Origin of the sequence: Rubellimicrobium rubrum, assembly GCF_006152115.1 — a bacterium.
In the GTDB taxonomy this organism is placed as follows: Bacteria; Pseudomonadota; Alphaproteobacteria; order Rhodobacterales; family Rhodobacteraceae; genus Rubellimicrobium; species Rubellimicrobium rubrum.
Genome location: NZ_VDFU01000025.1, coordinates 20,929 through 36,054, shown reverse-complemented (window position 1 = coordinate 36,054; position 15,126 = coordinate 20,929). Strand labels below are relative to the sequence as shown.

At 65.1% G+C, this 15,126-nt stretch carries 13 protein-coding genes and 4 pseudogenes; 10 read left to right on the top strand and 7 right to left on the bottom strand.

Annotated features, from left to right (window positions below; genetic code table 11):
• Positions 1-39: 39 nt before the first annotated feature.
• Positions 40-1,041 carry an AraC family transcriptional regulator gene (locus tag FHG66_RS16590; RefSeq protein WP_218013881.1) on the top strand — a complete coding sequence of 334 codons (1,002 nt, stop codon included), beginning with the start codon at positions 40-42 and terminating at the stop codon, positions 1,039-1,041.
• 239 nt (positions 1,042-1,280) lie between these two features.
• Here FHG66_RS16590 and FHG66_RS16585 read toward each other — a convergent pair whose 3' ends face one another.
• The gene (locus FHG66_RS16585; protein ID WP_139078165.1) at positions 1,281-2,012 is read right to left on the bottom strand and encodes an SDR family NAD(P)-dependent oxidoreductase; all 732 of its coding nucleotides are present in this window, start codon (positions 2,010-2,012) and stop codon (positions 1,281-1,283) included.
• Between the two features lie 91 nt (positions 2,013-2,103).
• Between FHG66_RS16585 and FHG66_RS16580 the strand changes: the two genes are divergently transcribed.
• Together FHG66_RS16580 and FHG66_RS21970 are read left to right on the top strand one after the other, a co-directional pair.
• Positions 2,104-2,919: a cupin domain-containing protein gene (locus tag FHG66_RS16580; RefSeq protein WP_218013880.1), complete on the top strand. Its 816-nt coding sequence runs from the start codon at positions 2,104-2,106 to the stop codon at positions 2,917-2,919.
• Between the two features lie 15 nt (positions 2,920-2,934).
• Positions 2,935-3,096, top strand: coding sequence for a helix-turn-helix domain-containing protein (locus FHG66_RS21970; protein ID WP_218013879.1), 162 nt, complete (start codon positions 2,935-2,937; stop codon positions 3,094-3,096).
• Between the two features lie 343 nt (positions 3,097-3,439).
• Here the strand turns inward: FHG66_RS21970 and FHG66_RS22985 are convergent, their stop codons facing one another.
• On the bottom strand, positions 3,440-3,736 hold the full coding sequence (locus FHG66_RS22985) for an FAD-dependent oxidoreductase (protein ID WP_218013886.1): 297 nt from the start codon (positions 3,734-3,736) through the stop codon (positions 3,440-3,442).
• An 862-nt stretch (positions 3,737-4,598) separates the two neighbouring features.
• Complete coding sequence (locus FHG66_RS16570; RefSeq protein WP_139078164.1) at positions 4,599-5,126, bottom strand: flavin reductase family protein; 528 nt, start codon at positions 5,124-5,126, stop codon at positions 4,599-4,601.
• A 576-nt stretch (positions 5,127-5,702) separates the two neighbouring features.
• Here FHG66_RS16570 and FHG66_RS16565 point away from each other — a divergent pair.
• The 6 genes and pseudogenes from FHG66_RS16565 to FHG66_RS22390 form a co-directional block, all read left to right on the top strand.
• Positions 5,703-6,242 (top strand): TRAP transporter small permease, encoded by a 540-nt coding sequence (locus FHG66_RS16565; RefSeq protein ID WP_139078163.1) that lies wholly within the window; start codon positions 5,703-5,705, stop codon positions 6,240-6,242.
• Positions 6,239-7,516 carry a TRAP transporter large permease gene (locus FHG66_RS16560; protein WP_139078162.1) on the top strand — a complete coding sequence of 426 codons (1,278 nt, stop codon included), beginning with the start codon at positions 6,239-6,241 and terminating at the stop codon, positions 7,514-7,516. The genes FHG66_RS16565 and FHG66_RS16560 overlap by 4 nt, the downstream gene beginning before the upstream one ends.
• 40 nt (positions 7,517-7,556) lie before the next feature.
• The gene (locus FHG66_RS16555; protein ID WP_139078161.1) at positions 7,557-8,564 is read left to right on the top strand and encodes a TRAP transporter substrate-binding protein; all 1,008 of its coding nucleotides are present in this window, start codon (positions 7,557-7,559) and stop codon (positions 8,562-8,564) included.
• A 56-nt stretch (positions 8,565-8,620) separates the two neighbouring features.
• Complete coding sequence (locus tag FHG66_RS16550; RefSeq protein ID WP_139078160.1) at positions 8,621-9,526, top strand: DMT family transporter; 906 nt, start codon at positions 8,621-8,623, stop codon at positions 9,524-9,526.
• Between the two features lie 159 nt (positions 9,527-9,685).
• A pseudogene (locus FHG66_RS21960) lies at positions 9,686-9,868 on the top strand (cold-shock protein); the annotation flags it as partial.
• Between the two features lie 156 nt (positions 9,869-10,024).
• A pseudogene (locus FHG66_RS22390) lies at positions 10,025-10,228 on the top strand (cold-shock protein); the annotation flags it as partial.
• Between the two features lie 318 nt (positions 10,229-10,546).
• Here FHG66_RS22390 and FHG66_RS22670 read toward each other — a convergent pair.
• From FHG66_RS22670 to FHG66_RS16520, 4 genes and pseudogenes are all read right to left on the bottom strand, one after another.
• Positions 10,547-10,810 carry a transposase gene (locus FHG66_RS22670; RefSeq protein WP_281282955.1) on the bottom strand — a complete coding sequence of 88 codons (264 nt, stop codon included), beginning with the start codon at positions 10,808-10,810 and terminating at the stop codon, positions 10,547-10,549.
• Positions 10,811-10,928: 118 nt separating this feature from the next.
• Positions 10,929-11,285, bottom strand: a pseudogene (locus tag FHG66_RS22665) (IS66 family transposase); the annotation flags it as partial.
• Positions 11,285-11,688 (bottom strand): annotated as a pseudogene (gene tnpB / locus FHG66_RS22385) (IS66 family insertion sequence element accessory protein TnpB). The pseudogenes FHG66_RS22665 and tnpB, both read right to left, overlap by 1 nt.
• 626 nt (positions 11,689-12,314) lie before the next feature.
• Positions 12,315-13,031, bottom strand: a complete 717-nt coding sequence (locus tag FHG66_RS16520; RefSeq protein WP_139078157.1) for an NlpC/P60 family protein — start codon at positions 13,029-13,031, stop codon at positions 12,315-12,317.
• Between the two features lie 436 nt (positions 13,032-13,467).
• Here FHG66_RS16520 and FHG66_RS16515 point away from each other — a divergent pair, with 436 nt between their 5' ends.
• A complete protein-coding gene (locus FHG66_RS16515) occupies positions 13,468-15,126 on the top strand; it encodes a S8 family peptidase (protein ID WP_218013878.1) in 1,659 nt (552 codons plus the stop codon).

Here is a 15,126-nt window from a genome sequence, read left to right as displayed (position 1 = left end):
GCCTATTCCTCCGGCTTTCCTTTACGGAGGCGGGTCCCAATGCCTACACTCGTGTCCATGCACCTTGATCTCTGCGACGCCCTTCACCGCCTTGCCGAGGCACATGCCGACCCAGCCGGGATCGCACGCCTGCCTATTCCCGGTTTGACGGCCGTTCGCGCGACGGCCGCGAGCGAAATCCAGTACGAGATCTTCCATCCCTTGGTGGCCTTGGTCGTCCAAGGCAGCAAGCGCGTGACACTTGGGGATCAGGATATCGTCATGCACGCCGGTGACTCGCTCGTGATCGGCGCCGACGTGCCAACACGGAGCCGGATTACCGGGGCCAGCGTTGCCCAGCCTTACTTGGCCCTGGTCATCGACCTGGACTTGGCGACCCTGACCGAGCTCACGATGGAGATGCGGACAACGGTGTCCGGCCCGGCAGCTCCCCTTCACCGGTCCCTGTGGTCCGAGCCTACCGAAGCCGAGGTGTCGGACGCGGCCCTGCGGCTCCTGCGCTTGCTTGATCGTCCGGATTCCCAGCCGGTGCTGCAAGGCCAACTCTTGCGCGAGCTCCACTATTGGCTCCTGGTGGGCCGGCATGGGGCGGCGATCCAGCGCTTGGGCCGGCCCGACGCCCATGTGAGCCGCATTGCCCGTGCTGTAGCCGTGCTGCGGGCCGAGTACACGCAACCGCTCCGGGTCGGCCGCTTGGCCGCCGTCTCTGGGATGAGCCTGTCGTCGTTCCACGGGCACTTCCGCGCCGTGACTTCGCTCTCGCCTTTGCAGTTCCAGAAGCATCTGCGCCTTGTCGAGGCGCGCCGCCTCATGCGTACCGAGAACTTGTCCGCGAGCCGCGCCGCCTATGAGGTCGGCTACGAAAGCGTGCCACAGTTCACCCGCGAGTACGGGAGGCTGTTCGGCCTTCCGCCCGCCAAGGATGCCAGAGCCTCTAGGGCACAGGATCGGGCCCAGTTTCCCGAAGGCGATGAACTTCGTCTAGAGACCGAGCCACACGAGTTTGCTGCCCGGGACGAGCCTGCGGCTCATCCCGCCTGAAGAGGGGCTCGACCAGAGGGCCCCGCTCCTTGCAGCGGTCGGGCCTTGGTGCCGAGCCAGCCTATGAATGTGAGGGCGGCATAGAACGACTCGACGTCCGGGAGACCGGCTGCAACGAGGAGGACCACGTCCACTTCGAATGCCGGAACCGAAAGCTGTTCCTTTCATGAGGACGGCGCTGGCGACCTGATCTTGGTCCGAGTGCCTGCTCCGCCGCGCTGGTGCGGGGGCGGCACTCGTCACGGCATGAGTGCCTCTGCGTCGACCCCTGCAGGCAGGCGCTCGGGCGCGCCCTCGTCGTTGGCCGCGCGCCAGACCGCCTCGGCCACGTCGTCGGGTGTGGTGAGCGGGCCGGGACTCTGCCAGCCCGCCATGAGCGCCTGGGCGACTGGTCGGTAGGCTTCGGGCAGGTGCATCCGCACCCGTCCCTTGGCACCGAACGGCGTCGAGGGCGCGCGGCCCGGCAGCACCTCTCGCACGCGGACCCCGAACCCCTCGACCTCGCGCGAAAGAACGGCCGAAAACGCCGAGAGCGCGGCCTTGCTGGCAGTGTAGACCGCAAGCAGCGGGATAGGAGCGAGGGTCACCGACGAGGTGACGTGGACGATGGTGCCCGAGCGCCGCTCGCGCATCCGCGGCAGCACCGCCTGCGCCATGGCGATGGCGCCGATGAGGTTGGTATCGAGGATATCGCGGATGTCCTGCGCGGGCATGCCCTCGACGGCGCCCAAGAAGCCAATGCCGGCGTTGTTGACGAGAACGTCCACAGGCCCTGCCTCAGCTGCAGCGCGTAGCGGCCCCTCGGGGTCAGTGACGTCAAGGGCGACGAGGCGTAGCCGGTCGGACGCGGGCAGCAGCCCCTCCTGCGGGACGCGCATGGCGGCTGCGACAGTCCAGCCGCGGTCGAGGAACAACCGCGCGGTGGCGAGGCCGAAGCCGGACGAGGCTCCGGTGACGAGAACGGTAGGCATGACGATCTCCTGTGATCTGAGACCAGGACATGGGCGGAGTCTGCCGGATGCGCTATCATCGACCATCCATCATTCATTAGAGAGCGTCCGGATGTCCGCTTCCTTTCTCGACTCCCCGGTGCCCGAGGCACCTGCCGTTGCGGACCCCGACCGCCCGTCGTCGGATCCGTTCAGCGAGATTGTCGCGCTCCTGCGACCCGAAGCGCGGGCATCCAAGCTGGTCGAAGCGTCGGGCCCCTGGCGGGTGCGACGGTCGGAACTTGGGCGACCTTTCTACTGCGCCGTGCTGGAGGGCGCCGTGCGACTCGCCGTGCTGGGCGAACCCGAGGCGACCCTCCGACAGGGCGACGTGGCGCTGATCCCCGAGGCTCAGGACTTCGAGGCATCGAGCGTCGTGCCACCCGCGCGCCGGCTCGATCCCGACCCGGTGCTGACGGGACCGGGTCGCGTGCGGGTGGGCGAGGCGGCCGTGACGCCGGACACGCGTCTCGTGGTCGGCTACTGCCGCTTCGGCTCGCCGGACGCGCAACTCCTTGTAGGGATGCTGCCCCGGCTGGCCTTGGCGCGGAGCGACGCCGAGGAGGGCGACGGCGGCGGCCGGCTTGCCACGCTGGCCCGCCTGCTCGATGACGAGGGTCGCACGGCGCGTCCGGGGCGCGATGCCGTACTGCGGCGACTGGTCGAGATCCTGCTCATCGAAGCGCTGCGCGGAGCGGGCGGCTCGGCGGCGGCGCCTGGGCTCCTGCGCGGGCTCGCCGACCCGCGCCTCGCGCCCGCCCTGCGCCGCCTGCACGAAAGCCCGGATGCTCCCTGGACCATGGAAGCGCTGGCAGGAGAGGCGGCGCTGTCGCGTTCGGCCTTCTTCGAGCGCTTCCGCCGCGCCGTCGGCATGCCTCCGATGACCTAACTCGCGCAGTGGCGCATGGCGCTTGCGCGCGAGATGCTGCGGCAAGGCGATGCGCCGCTGGCCTTGGTCGCCGCCCGTGCGGGCTACGGCTCGGCAAGCGCCTTCAGCGCCGCCTTCACCCGCCAGCAGGGGGTGGCGCCAGCGACCTGGGCACGGCGGGAGGCCAAGCAAGCCTAAGCGCTGGCCAGCCAGACGCCTCTGCGACGAAGTCCAGGATTGATGTGTCCGGCTGTGGACCAATCATGCTCCACGGAACCGATACATTGCGATTAACTAGATTGGCGAAGTCCGTAGCCTCCGCACGGCGTCGTCCTATCGGGCCCGACGAACCGGCCCGTTTCTTCGCCGCCGAGCGCGAACCGGACCGGGCGGCGTACGCTCGTCCACAGGCGTGATAGCGCCGGCGCCGCTGACCTCGGTCTTCACGCCGTTCCTTCGGCGTAGCCCGAGAAGGCTGAGCCTGCTGCCTCCATCCCTCAGTGCTCCGACCAGACAAGGGAGCGATGGATGTGGATGCCGGTCATGGCGCCGTTGTCCATGGCGAGGGAGATTGATGCGGGACAGAGGCCACGTCCCCGCAGGCGAAGACACCGGGCAGGGTGGTCTCCTGGGCCGCGCTAGTTCGGATCTGAAGACCCATGGGCGTTTCGTCCAAGGCGCAGCCCATTTCTGCGGGCAGGGGGCCTGCGGGCACACAGCGGGTTGCGGTGAAAAGGCCCGCGAAGGGCAGGCGGCGTCCGTGCGACAGTAGGAGGTCTGCCTCTTCTTCGATCCGGCTGATATGATTCTCCTCGATTGTGACGCCCCGGTTACGCAGGTGCGCCGCGTGTTCGGGTCAAGCTCTTGGGCGGCGTTGGTCAGGAAGGTGACGTCGCCCCATTCAATCAGGAGTTCCGCCTGATGCACGGACATCGGTCCTGTCGCGATCACGCCGACGCGGCCCTCATCGAGTTCGTAGCTGTGGCCGTAGGGACAGTGGAGCACCCTCCGCCCCCACCGCTCGGCTGTCCCCGGGATCTCTGGACGCTGGTCGGACACCCCGATGGCCAAGACGATGCACCATCCTTCGTGGATCTGTCTGTCCTCGGTCCTGATAGTGAAGGCGTCGGGGCCGTCGGAGCTGCAACGGCCCGGCCCTCAAGCCAAGTCAGGGTCGGGTAGCCGTCCAGTTGACGTCTCGCCGCACCTGCGATCTCGGCCGGGTCGGCCCCATTTTGTCCCAGGAACCGTGTGGCAGTGGCGGGCAAAGCGGGTGCGCCGCTGGCCTGTGTCTATCACCAGGGCCCCCGGATCGCGATCTCCGAACCCACCTTGGTGTCCGTTGGGTCGATGCACCCGTCCCGGTTGTTGCCGTTCGACAGGGCGATCTGGGCCGCATCATCCGTTCTTTCCCGGCGAAAGGGAGGGAGGCACAGGACCGGCTCGAGTTGCGATCGCGAACCGGGGGTTGGCCGGGATCTCATCGGCAAACTCCCCCGACCAGGCGACGTGGTTCCAGATCAGCGCTTGCAGGTCCTGAGCCCATCGAAGCGCAGCACGAAGCAGAGCTTTCACGCCCGGAAGGGCCTTGATCGACAAGGCTGTCACCGACAACGGAATCCTTGTCGATGGAAGGAGCGCGTGACAACCTTGCAGGGGAGTTGACCTATTCCGGACGGTGTTGCGACCCACTCCTCAACTTAGAGAGACACTTCCAAGACAGGCCGCAGCCCATGCCACTGTCGATTGAGGTAAACCATCGACAGTTCGTCCTCGCTCACCTCCGCCTCCGCCACTTGACCTTCGAGAAGCTCGGCCACGATCAGGGTTGCTCCGGACACCGGCAATGTGTGCAGAGGTCGGGCGCGGAACCATATGCCCACGTCGATGTAACGAGGCTCTCCGGTCGGCAGGCGTGCCCATCTTACTTCGGCTCCGAAGCGGTCAGCGCCGCTGGTCGCGCAAAGCTGGGCGAGGGGCATGTCCTTGTGCCGGAGCAGATGGATCACCATCGTCTCGGCTCTCAGGATGGTGACGGCCGTCGTGGACTGGGCTGATAGTGAGAAGGCCACCGTGGGTGGGCTGGCGCTGACGGAGATAAGGGAGCTCACGGTGAGAGCGACCGGACCGTCCCCCGGATCTGCGGCGATGACAGAAACGCCAGCGGGATGGTTGCGGAAAGCCTCGCGGAAAACCTCCGAAAGAACGGACTGGTTGGTAGCGCTCATCGTACGAAGGTCCCCTTCAAGAGTCGGCCAAGCGGCAGCAATAGCCGTTCCGCACAGGGTTTCCTCGTTTGGATCGGATCCTGAAACGGCCGAACTTGATCACACTGAATCTTGGGGGGATTGCAACCGCAGTTCGTGATGCTGCCTGACGCGGACAGTGGCGGAGCAGGTCCCGCAGGGGATCCGGGCTGTATCGTGGCCTCAACCCCGCCTTGTTTCTCCGTCGCGCGGGCCAGTGACCATATCTCCCGTCGTGAACTTCGGCTGGAGCTTACGAGGCGCCACCGGCGTTAGTCCCGGCTGCGGGGTGGCCACTACGCCCGAGGCCGTGCTCGGGCCGCCCAGGGGACGGCGCCGGCCTCCTGGCATGCACCCCAGGCGCGCCGCCAGGGTTTGGCGACTTGCGGATGAAGTCACGCCAAACCCACGACACATGGACGGTTGTGTCGCCAGTCCTCTGATGGACGGGTCGTCATCCGTCTCGTTTGCCCTATGATGCGTTACAGGCAAGCAGGTTGCGAACTGGACCCAGGGGGCGCCAAGCTCACCGGAGATCCGCCTAGGGGAGGTGAGTTGATGACGGACTGGGCCGTGGCTGCGATCACGCGTTTGCTGGAATGGATCCTGATCGGACTTCTTGCGGGCATGGCGGCCATGGTGCTGCTCAATGTCGTCCTGCGATACGGCTTCAATAGCGGCCTGACCTTCTCGGAGGAGATGTCGCGCTACTTCTTCGTCTGGCTTACGTTCATCGGTGCCGTGCTCACCTTCGGCGAGCATGGTCACATCGGGGTGGAGACCCTGGTGCGCCGGTTCGGCCGGAGTGGCCGCCTGATCTGCATGGCCATCAGCAACGCGATCATTCTGATCTGTTCGGGGGTGATGTTCTGGGGGACATGGATCCAACATGACATCAACGCATCCATGACCGCTGCGGTGGTGGGCCTATCGATGATCTGGGTGTTCGGAGTAGGCTACTTCACTGCGCTGGGCATCGGCGTGATCGCCACGATCCGTCTGTTCCGTATCCTGACCGGCCGCACGACCGAGGCCGAGGTCGCACATTTCGCGGGGGAATGGGGCGATGGCGTGGTCCAGAACAGGGGCGGCGAATGACAATCATCGTCTTCCTGGTCACCATCTTCGTCACCATGGCCATCGGCGTGCCGGTGGCCTTTGCTCTGATGTTCTGCGGCGTCGTGCTGATGCAGTGGCTCGGGATCTTCAACTCGTCGATCCTCTCCCAGCAGATGATCCAGGGTGCCAACACGTTCACACTGCTGGCCATCCCGTTCTTCCTGCTTGCGGGCGAACTCATGAACGCGGGGGGACTTTCCAAGCGGATCGTGGACTTCGCCATCGCCTGCGTGGGTCACATCCGCGGTGGTCTGGGGCTCGTGGCCATCATTGCAGCCGTCATCATGGCGTCGCTGTCGGGTTCGGCTGCCGCCGACAGTGCGGCGCTGGCCTCGATCCTCATCCCGATGATGCGCGAGGCGGGTTATCATGTCCCCCGCGCGGCCGGCCTCATGGCCGCAGGCGGGATCATCGCGCCCGTCATCCCACCGTCCATCGCTTTCATCATCTTTGGGGTGGCGGCCAACGTTTCCATCACCGGGCTGTTCCTAGGCGGTGTCGTCCCGGGAATCCTGATGGCGCTGACGCTTGTCGTGATCTGGATCATCGTGGCACGCAAGGAGAAAGTAGCGGTCCTGCCCAGAGTCCCCATGAGCGGCCGTCTGCGCGCGACCGGGCGGGCCACTTGGGCGCTGGTCATGCCGGTGATCGTGTTGGGGGGCATCCGCCTTGGGATCTTCACCCCGACCGAAGCGGCCGTCGTCGCGGCGACCTACGCCTTGCTGGTGGGGCTGTTCATCTACCGGGAACTGAAGATCCGCGATCTTTATGCTGTGTTCCTCAATGCGGCCAAGGTGACTTCGGTGGTGCTGTTCCTGGTAGCCGCTGCGCTGGTCACGTCCTGGCTCATCACCCGCGCCAACATCCCTGGCGAGATCAGCCAGTTCCTGGCCCCCGTCATCGACCGACCCCGGCTGCTGATGCTGCTGATCGTGCTTCTGGTGCTTCTGGTGGGAACGGCGCTGGATCTGGCCCCGACGATCCTCATCCTTACGCCCGTTCTCATGCCATTGATCATTCAGGCCGGGATCGACCCCGTCTACTTCGGCGTCATTTTCGTCATGGCCAACTGCATCGGCCTGCTCACCCCACCCGTCGGTGTCGTGCTGAACGTCGTGAGCGGGGTGGCCCGGGTGCCGTTCGGTCAGGTCGTCGTTGGGGTCACGCCCTTTCTTTTGGGACAGATCGCGCTCCTTTTCCTTTTGGTCCTGGTTCCGCAGATCGTGACGGTTCCGCTGGAATGGCTGCGCTGACAGAACCCAATAGACGGAAACTTATGGGAGGAAACCAACGATGAGAGCGACTACAACTGCCTTGGCAGCCCTTCTGGCCTCGGCCGCCGCGCTGCCGGCCACCGCCCAGGTCCAGGAACGCACGATCACCATCTCGAACGGAGTGGCCGAGACCCATCCCGTCGGCAATGGCGTACAGGCGATGCAAGCCTGCTTCGACGAACGGACGGGCGGCACCTGGACCCTCAATGCGTTCTGGTCGGCCGCCTTGGGCAACGACCTCGACGCGACGCAGGCGCTGCGGTCGGGCACGCAGGAAATGGTGGTCACCTCGACTTCGCCGCTTGTCGGGATCGAGCCCGCGTTGGGAGTGTTCGACCTGCCGTTCCTCTTTGCCGACGACCAAGAGGCAGATGCCATCCTCGACGGCGAGTTCGGGGCCATGATCTCCGAAAAGATGGAGGCTCATGGCCTCATCAACTTGGCCTACTGGGAGAACGGCTTCCGCAACCTGACCAACTCCGTCCGGCCCGTGACAAAGTTGGAGGATCTCGAGGGCATGCGCGTTCGCGTGATGCAGAACGACATTTTCCTCGACACCTTTTCCAATCTCGGCACGAACGCCATGCCGATGGCCTTTGGCGAGGTCTTCACTGCACTGGAGACGGGCACGATCGACGCGCAGGAGAACCCTTACGTCACCATCGACACCTCCCAGTTCTCCGAAGTGCAGGAGTACCTGACCGAAACGCGCCACGCCTATACACCGTTCATGGTCTTGTTCTCGAAGGCCATCTTCGACACCTATTCTCCCGAGGAGCAGCAGATCCTGCGCGACTGTGCCATGGAGGGTCAGGCCGTGCAGCGGCAGGCGAGCCGCGAACTCTCCCAGCAATCGCTTGAGCGCGTGCAGGAAGCCGGAATGAAGTTCAACCAGCTTGAGCCCACCGAGATGGAGCGCATTCGGGAGGCGGTCGCGACCGTCTACGAAACGCACGCTGACACGATCGGCCGCGACGTCGTCGAGGCCATGCAGGCGGCGCTCGACGAGTTGCGGTCCGGCGGCTGAGCAGACACGGAGGGCCGCCCGGAGCCGGGCCGGCCCTTCCCTGGACGGACTGCGCCATGACCGCCCGCACAGCAAACCGCGTTTCTCGTGCCGGGCTGTTCTCTGCAGCCGGGGCAGGCATCGGGCTCATGCTGCTTGGCATGCTTCTTTTCTCGCTGAACGACGCGATGGGAAAGCTCTTGGTGGCGACCTATTCCGTTGGTCAGGTGCTCTTGATCCGCAGCGCGGTCGCTCTCATTGTCCTTGCTCCGGTTCTCTGGCGCTGGGGGTTCAAACGGCTTCTTGCGGTGGAGCGACCAGGGTTGCAGGCGCTTCGCGTCGTCTTCTCGACAGGCGAAGTTTTCTGCTTCTACTGGGCCGTGATGCTTCTCCCGTTGGCGGACGTGATGACCTACTGGATGGCCGCGCCTATCTGCGTCGCCGTAGCTGCTCCGCTGCTGCTGGGGGAGCGAGTGGGCCGGTGGAACTGGATGGCGATTGCTGTGGGCTTCGTCGGCGTGCTCATCGCCCTCGATCCATTCGGCGCAGGCCAGGGCAGGGCGGTGTGGGTCGCGCTGCTGGGTATGGGCTGCTTTGCCGCCATGATGCTGACCGGTCGGCAACTCCGGGCCACGCCGGACACCACGCTTGTGTTCTGGCAGATTGCCGGCGCCTTGGTGGCTGGCGTCTTGGCTTCTCCTTGGGGGTGGACTGACCCGACAGGGCTGGATTTGACGCTACTGGGTCTGCTCGGCGTGGTGGCGATGCTGGCCCATGTTTGCGTCAATCGTGCCCTGAAACTTGCCGATGCGGCTGTGATCGCCCCGTTCCAGTACACCCTCCTGCCTTGGGCGATCTTTCTCGGGTGGCTGTTCTTCGCCGACATGCCAAGGCCGGCGATGATCCTCGGGGGTGCCCTCATCACGGGCGCAGGCTTGGTGATCTTCCTCCAGGAGCGTTCGGCGGAGCGTGCCAAAGCCTGACCACGGTCGCTGAATTCGTAGTCTGGGCATCATTGGAGTTTGGCTGCTGATCTCCAACGGATCGGCAGGATTCCCGTGACGTTTCGTCTTTCTCCACTTCCTACTCCCTTCGTCCCGCAACCTGTGCTAGAGGCGGCGCGCTTTCTCAGGAGATCCGGAATGGCGAGCGGCACTGTCAAGTTCTTCAACACAGCCAAAGGCTTTGGTTTCATCACGCCGCAGGACGGCGGCCCCGATATCTTTGTTCACGCTTCCGCGCTCGAGCGGTCGGGAATCCGGTCCCTGAACGACGGGGATACCGTGAGCTACGAGGTCGAACAGGATCGTCGTTCGGGCAAGGTTGCCGCGGTCGAGCTGCGGGTCACTGGCTCCGGCGGCGGCGCCTCCTCACGTCCCGCGCCGCGGTCGCAGGGCGGCTTCCGTTCGGAGGGCGGCTACGAGCGGTCTTCCGGCGGTCCGCGGGGTGGTGCATCCCGCCAGGTCGAGGGAAGCGGCAGGGGCACCGTCAAGTGGTTCAATGCGACCAAGGGCTTTGGATTCATCGAACCCGAGTCAGGCGGCGAGGATCTGTTCGTCCACATCTCGGCCGTGGAGCAAGCTGGCCTACGTGATCTGCACGAAGGACAAGTCGTGTCCTTCGACATCCAACGCGACGCTCGCAGCGGCAAGGCCGCCGCAGGCAACCTGCGCGTGGACAACTGATCCGACGCCGGCACGGCTAGGCTGATGCGACCCGCATCGGCAGAGGTCTCGCCGTTCGGGCTCGCTGCAGGAATCGCAGCGGGCCCTTTTTCTGAATCAAAGGGCTGGATGGTCGTTGCGACCGGCCGGCATTGGCGGAACTGGGGCTATGAAGGCCGTTCCTGACACGTGGATCAAACGACTGCGGCCATGACGTTCCGCCCTCTCAGGCGTAGCCAATGAAGATCCGCAAGCGGCCGAATTGCTTCGTCGGCGTCCGGCGTATTTGCTGGGCCCGGGGGCGCCAAGGCAGCAGGTCATCGCCTGGTGATCTTGTGGTCAGGCAGGCGCGCCAGGGGACAGGCCGAGCCAGGCCTGCGGGCCGACACCGTTGAGCTTGGCTGTCTCGCTCAGGGTGTCGGCGATGGCCGCGGCGCGGCCGCCCGCCTCCGAGCCCACGAACAGGTGGTTCTTCCGGCCGAGGGCGATGGCGCGCATGCTGCGCTCGGCGCTTGCCATTGTCGGCGGACCGAGGGCGGACAACGGCTCGCTGTTGTCGATCTCGAGCAGGCCGGGCTCGAGAGAGAGCCTGAGCCGTGCCATTCGGGCCAGCGCGGAGCGGATCGCTGTAGCGAGGGGGCTCTTGCCGGAGATGGCGGGGAGCTTGGGCGACGAGCCACCTCTCGAGATCCTCGAAGACCGGCTTGGCCCTGGCCTGCCGGATCGCGACGCGCTGGTCTGGGGGTGAGCCCCGGGCTTCCGCCTCGACGGCATAGAGTTGGGCAATGCGCCCGATGGCCTCCTCGGCAAGGGCAGAGCCTTGCGCCCGATGCCCATCGACGAACTTGCGCCTGACATGCGCCAGGCAGGCGACCTCGCGGACGCTGCCGGCGCGGTAGAGGTCCTCAAAGCCGGCGTAGCCGTCGACGTGCATCCAGCCGCAGAAGCCCGAGAGGTGATCCTTCGGATGCTGGCCCTTGCGGTCGGTCGAGAAGCGATATCGAGCCAGGGTCCGCCATGGGTCCGAGGACCATGGCGAGGGCCGCCGGGGGCGTGCCGCCGTCCCAAGGGCGCTCATCACGACCATAGGTCCAGAGCTGCCGTGTGCCTCCTGCCGGTGCCGGGTGCGAGCATGCTCACGGGCGTGTCGTCGGCGAAAATAGCGAGCTGCGCCGGGGTCAGGGCCACCTTGCCCTCGGCCGCCGCCGGCCACAGGAAGCGGCCCTTCTCCAAGCGCTTGACGAAAAGGCAGGGCCCTTGGCCATCCCACCAGATCACCCTGACCAGGTCACCGCGCCGGCTGCGGAGCAAGGCACGAGCACGCCACCGCTCCGAGGGCCGTGCCGAACGAAGAGATGGCCCGCGAAGGGGTCCTGCTTCAGCAGCGCCTCGGCCTGTACCGCCAGCCCGGCAAAGCCCCGGCGCATGTCGGTCACCCCGGCCGCGAGCCAGACCCGAGTGTTGCTGGGGACAGGGATCACACCGAGGGGCCCCCGATCAGCTGCGCCAGCGCATCGGGGTCGTAGCGGCCCGTGATCCGCAGCCGGTGGCCGCCTGCACGATCGATCTCGATCCGGCTCTGGACGCTTGGTGCTGCAGGCTCAGCAGGACAGTCGCGCTCCGCGACGACCTCGACGGGCCGGAAGAGGGCCGCTTCCCCGGCCGCCTTGTCAGGCGCAAACCGAGGGTCGCGCAGCCCGGTGAAGACCAGGTTCGTGTTCGCGTCGCAGCGCCGCGCGACCTAGCTCCCCCAGACCCCCGACACCCGCGCCCAGATCGCCCGCGTCTCCTCGCCCGACCAGACCCGACGCTTCCGACCTCGCGCCACCCACGACCCGCAACCCCGATAGTGTTCATCATCCACAAGCGGACACCATCGTCAGGCATCTCGGCCCGTCAGAACAGTCAAACCGGACGATCACATTGCTTCGGACGGAGTTCGCAGTGGCCCAGAGGCTATCGCGTCGCTGCGAGCAAGATAATTTCGTTCCCGACACCGCCTCTAGATGTGCAGTCAAGGACGGCTGATCGGCGCTTCCGGGCCAAGCGTCTAGTTCTGTCTCGTTGAAGCCGTGACATCGCAATGGCTTGCGTCGCTGACGTTGTCTCAAGCCTCTGTCGTCGATGCCTCCACTCCGCTGTCAGCCGATGCCATCAGCGTCTGCCCGGTCGGGGCCAGAGCTGAGAGCGGCCACCGGGCCGCAAGAAGCCGCCTGCGTTCAATCCGGCGGACGTTCACAGCGTCCGACTGGTTGCCGCCCAGCACATGGTAGTGGGTCGGGTCCTCGCCTTCGTAGAAGCCTACGTGGCCCTTGATGCCATCAGGCGATCCCCGCCAGAACACAAGGACGGAACCCGACTGGGGCGCACAGGACTGGCCAAACTTGCGCCAGGCCCGAGCCAGCAGTGGTGTCGTCGGAAGGGGCTCGCTGGGAAGGCTGGACCCGACGCAATGGGCCACGAACAGCCCGCACCACGGAACGTCGTCGTTGGCGTAGTCGATGTTCAAGGCTTCGCCAAAGTCTATGAGCGTCGGGTTCGAGCCGGGGCCGACATCCTCCTTGAGACCGATCAGGCGTCGGGCCTCCTGCATCCATGGCATAAGATCATGAGTTGCCGCTATGCCTGCAGAGCTACCGCGAAACAGCGCGGCATGGGTGTTAGGCCCCACGAGGCCATCGACCACAAGGTCGTTCTGGGATTGGAACAGCTTGATCGCATTGATGGTCAGACGGCCGCGTACGCCATCTATCGGACCGGGATTGTACCCCAACTTATGCAGTCGCCGTTGAATTGCTTCATAATCCACATTCTCTAAAGGCATCGTGTAACTCCTCTAATCTGAAACCACCAATCTACCAGAGAGACTTCCATGCAATGAATAACGGAGGATGCGGAGCAGTTGCATCAAGACGCTGGCTCCGATTGATCGATGCCAGGAGGGACACTGAAAATCGGCTGCCAAGCCGATAGCAGACCCTTTAGCTTATGGGTCCATAGCCAAGCAGGACATTCCTGATCTTTGACCGAAATCATAACGCGAACAGTTGCCGTAGTGTCAAGCTAAACTTGCATTCTTCAATCTCCCAGGGTCATCCGAGCCCCGCATCTCGCCGCTCCGGTTCACGCACATAGCGACTGGATGAATTCGGGCGGTGCTGCTATGCTTTCACCCATGCAGTCTAATCGGTTGAGACCGAATGGCCCGACGACCATCCAAAAATTCTGCGGGTCCTCAATCCGGTGGACAGGACCAGATAATGGGCCGTCCGTTCCGTGCTTTCGGTCGGATGGTCGCTCCGGTCGAGATGCGCGATGCCGCCAAGCGGGAAGAGTGGGGGCTTCCCGCACCCGGTTCGGCCGAGCCGGGTCGATACATCGTCGAGCTGAACGCCCAGCATCGGGGTGGGCTGCCTGGGGCTGAAAGTGACTTCTTCGCCCTGCATCGGCTCCACGTCCAGCAGCCCGATCCGACGTCCGATCCGGGGCAGAGCCCTGGACGGTTTCCCATCCGGATTGGAAAATCCTACTACCGATGCGATCTGACGGATGATGAATGGCGGGCGCTGATCGCCGAAGACGAACAGAAACCGTCCCCGGAGCGGGCGATCTTCCGGCTTTGGCCCGACTTCAAGGTCCGGGCCTACACTGACCGTTCGGTCACCACGATCAAGTCGGATGCGGCGCTCAACTCTTTCGGCGCCGCCGGAGAGGACATCACCTGGGCGGTCATCGACTCGGGTATCGACGCCAGCCACCTGCATTTTGGCGAGTCCAGCACCCCCGAGGAGCAAGCTACGCATCTTCTGCTGAACGACACGGTGCGCGACCTCCACAGGAACTTCGCCGATCTGTTCAGTGGGACCGGGGATGATCGTTTACCCCTGCCTTCTCTCCCCAGCCCCGACTGGGACACGACCTTGGCACCCGAGGTCCGCGACGACCTGATTGAGCAGCATCGGCGTGCGGCGCTGACGGACGATTTCGGCCATGGCACACATGTTGCCGGCATCATCGCTGGAGAAGCACCCCCAGCCGAACGGGCGGCACTCCGGCTTCTGGAGCGGCAGTTCGTCGTGAACCCGGACGGCAAGGCTGTCACATCGCGCTTCGCCGAGCGGCGCTATCGGCCGAAGGCGCGGAAAACAGCCTCGCGCGGGAAGCACGAGCCTCGGGGCATGGCCCCCTTATGCCGACTGATCAGCCTACGGGTGCTGGACGACAAGGGGGAAGGGCGATCCAGCCAAGTCATTGAGGCACTGGAGTACCTGCGAGAGAAGATCAACGACAACCCCAAGGTCATGCGGGTCCATGGGGTCAACCTGAGCGTCGGATACTCCTTCGACCCCGAGGTGTTCGCCTGCGGTCAGAGCCCGCTTTGCGCAACGGTAAACCGCCTGGTCCAGGAGGGCGTCGTAGTGGTGACGGCGGCCGGCAACACGGGATACGGTGCTGCAGCATCGAGCTCGGGATCGGCTCAGGTCGGGATTTCCAACAGCATCAACGATCCTGGCAATGCGGACATGGCCATCACGGTGGGAGCCACGCACCGGGATTCGCCGCACACTTACGGGGTGTCCTATTTCTCATCGAAAGGGCCGACGACGGATGGGCGGCTCAAGCCCGATCTCGTAGCCCCGGGCGAGCGGATCACCTCCTGCGCCGCAGGCCACAAGCTGGCGGAAGCGGGTGGCGCGAAAGATGAGGCGGCGCATTACCTGGACGACACCGGCACGAGCATGGCTGCGCCGCACGTGTCGGGCGCCATCGCGGCCTTCCTGTCCATCAGGCGGGAGTTCATCGGCCGACCCCTGGAAGTGAAACGGATCTTTCTCGAGAACGCCACGCCGTTGGGACGTGAACGGTACTTCGAGGGGCACGGCTTGGTCGATCTCATGCGAGCGCTTCAGGCGGTTTAG

Excerpts from the sequence above, each read along its gene's own strand:
- FHG66_RS16590 (WP_218013881.1), top strand. The coding sequence starts at position 40 with ATGCCTACACTCGTGTCCATGCACCTTGATCTCTGCGACGCCCTTCAC.
- FHG66_RS16585 (WP_139078165.1), bottom strand. The coding sequence starts at position 2,012 with ATGCCTACCGTTCTCGTCACCGGAGCCTCGTCCGGCTTCGGCCTCGCC.
- FHG66_RS16580 (WP_218013880.1), top strand. The coding sequence starts at position 2,104 with ATGTCCGCTTCCTTTCTCGACTCCCCGGTGCCCGAGGCACCTGCCGTT.
- FHG66_RS21970 (WP_218013879.1), top strand. The coding sequence starts at position 2,935 with ATGGCGCTTGCGCGCGAGATGCTGCGGCAAGGCGATGCGCCGCTGGCC.
- FHG66_RS16570 (WP_139078164.1), bottom strand. The coding sequence starts at position 5,126 with ATGAGCGCTACCAACCAGTCCGTTCTTTCGGAGGTTTTCCGCGAGGCT.
- FHG66_RS16565 (WP_139078163.1), top strand. The coding sequence starts at position 5,703 with ATGACGGACTGGGCCGTGGCTGCGATCACGCGTTTGCTGGAATGGATC.
- FHG66_RS16560 (WP_139078162.1), top strand. The coding sequence starts at position 6,239 with ATGACAATCATCGTCTTCCTGGTCACCATCTTCGTCACCATGGCCATC.
- FHG66_RS16555 (WP_139078161.1), top strand. The coding sequence starts at position 7,557 with ATGAGAGCGACTACAACTGCCTTGGCAGCCCTTCTGGCCTCGGCCGCC.
- FHG66_RS16550 (WP_139078160.1), top strand. The coding sequence starts at position 8,621 with ATGACCGCCCGCACAGCAAACCGCGTTTCTCGTGCCGGGCTGTTCTCT.
- FHG66_RS22670 (WP_281282955.1), bottom strand. The coding sequence starts at position 10,810 with ATGGCACGGCTCAGGCTCTCTCTCGAGCCCGGCCTGCTCGAGATCGAC.
- FHG66_RS16520 (WP_139078157.1), bottom strand. The coding sequence starts at position 13,031 with ATGCCTTTAGAGAATGTGGATTATGAAGCAATTCAACGGCGACTGCAT.
- FHG66_RS16515 (WP_218013878.1), top strand. The coding sequence starts at position 13,468 with ATGGGCCGTCCGTTCCGTGCTTTCGGTCGGATGGTCGCTCCGGTCGAG.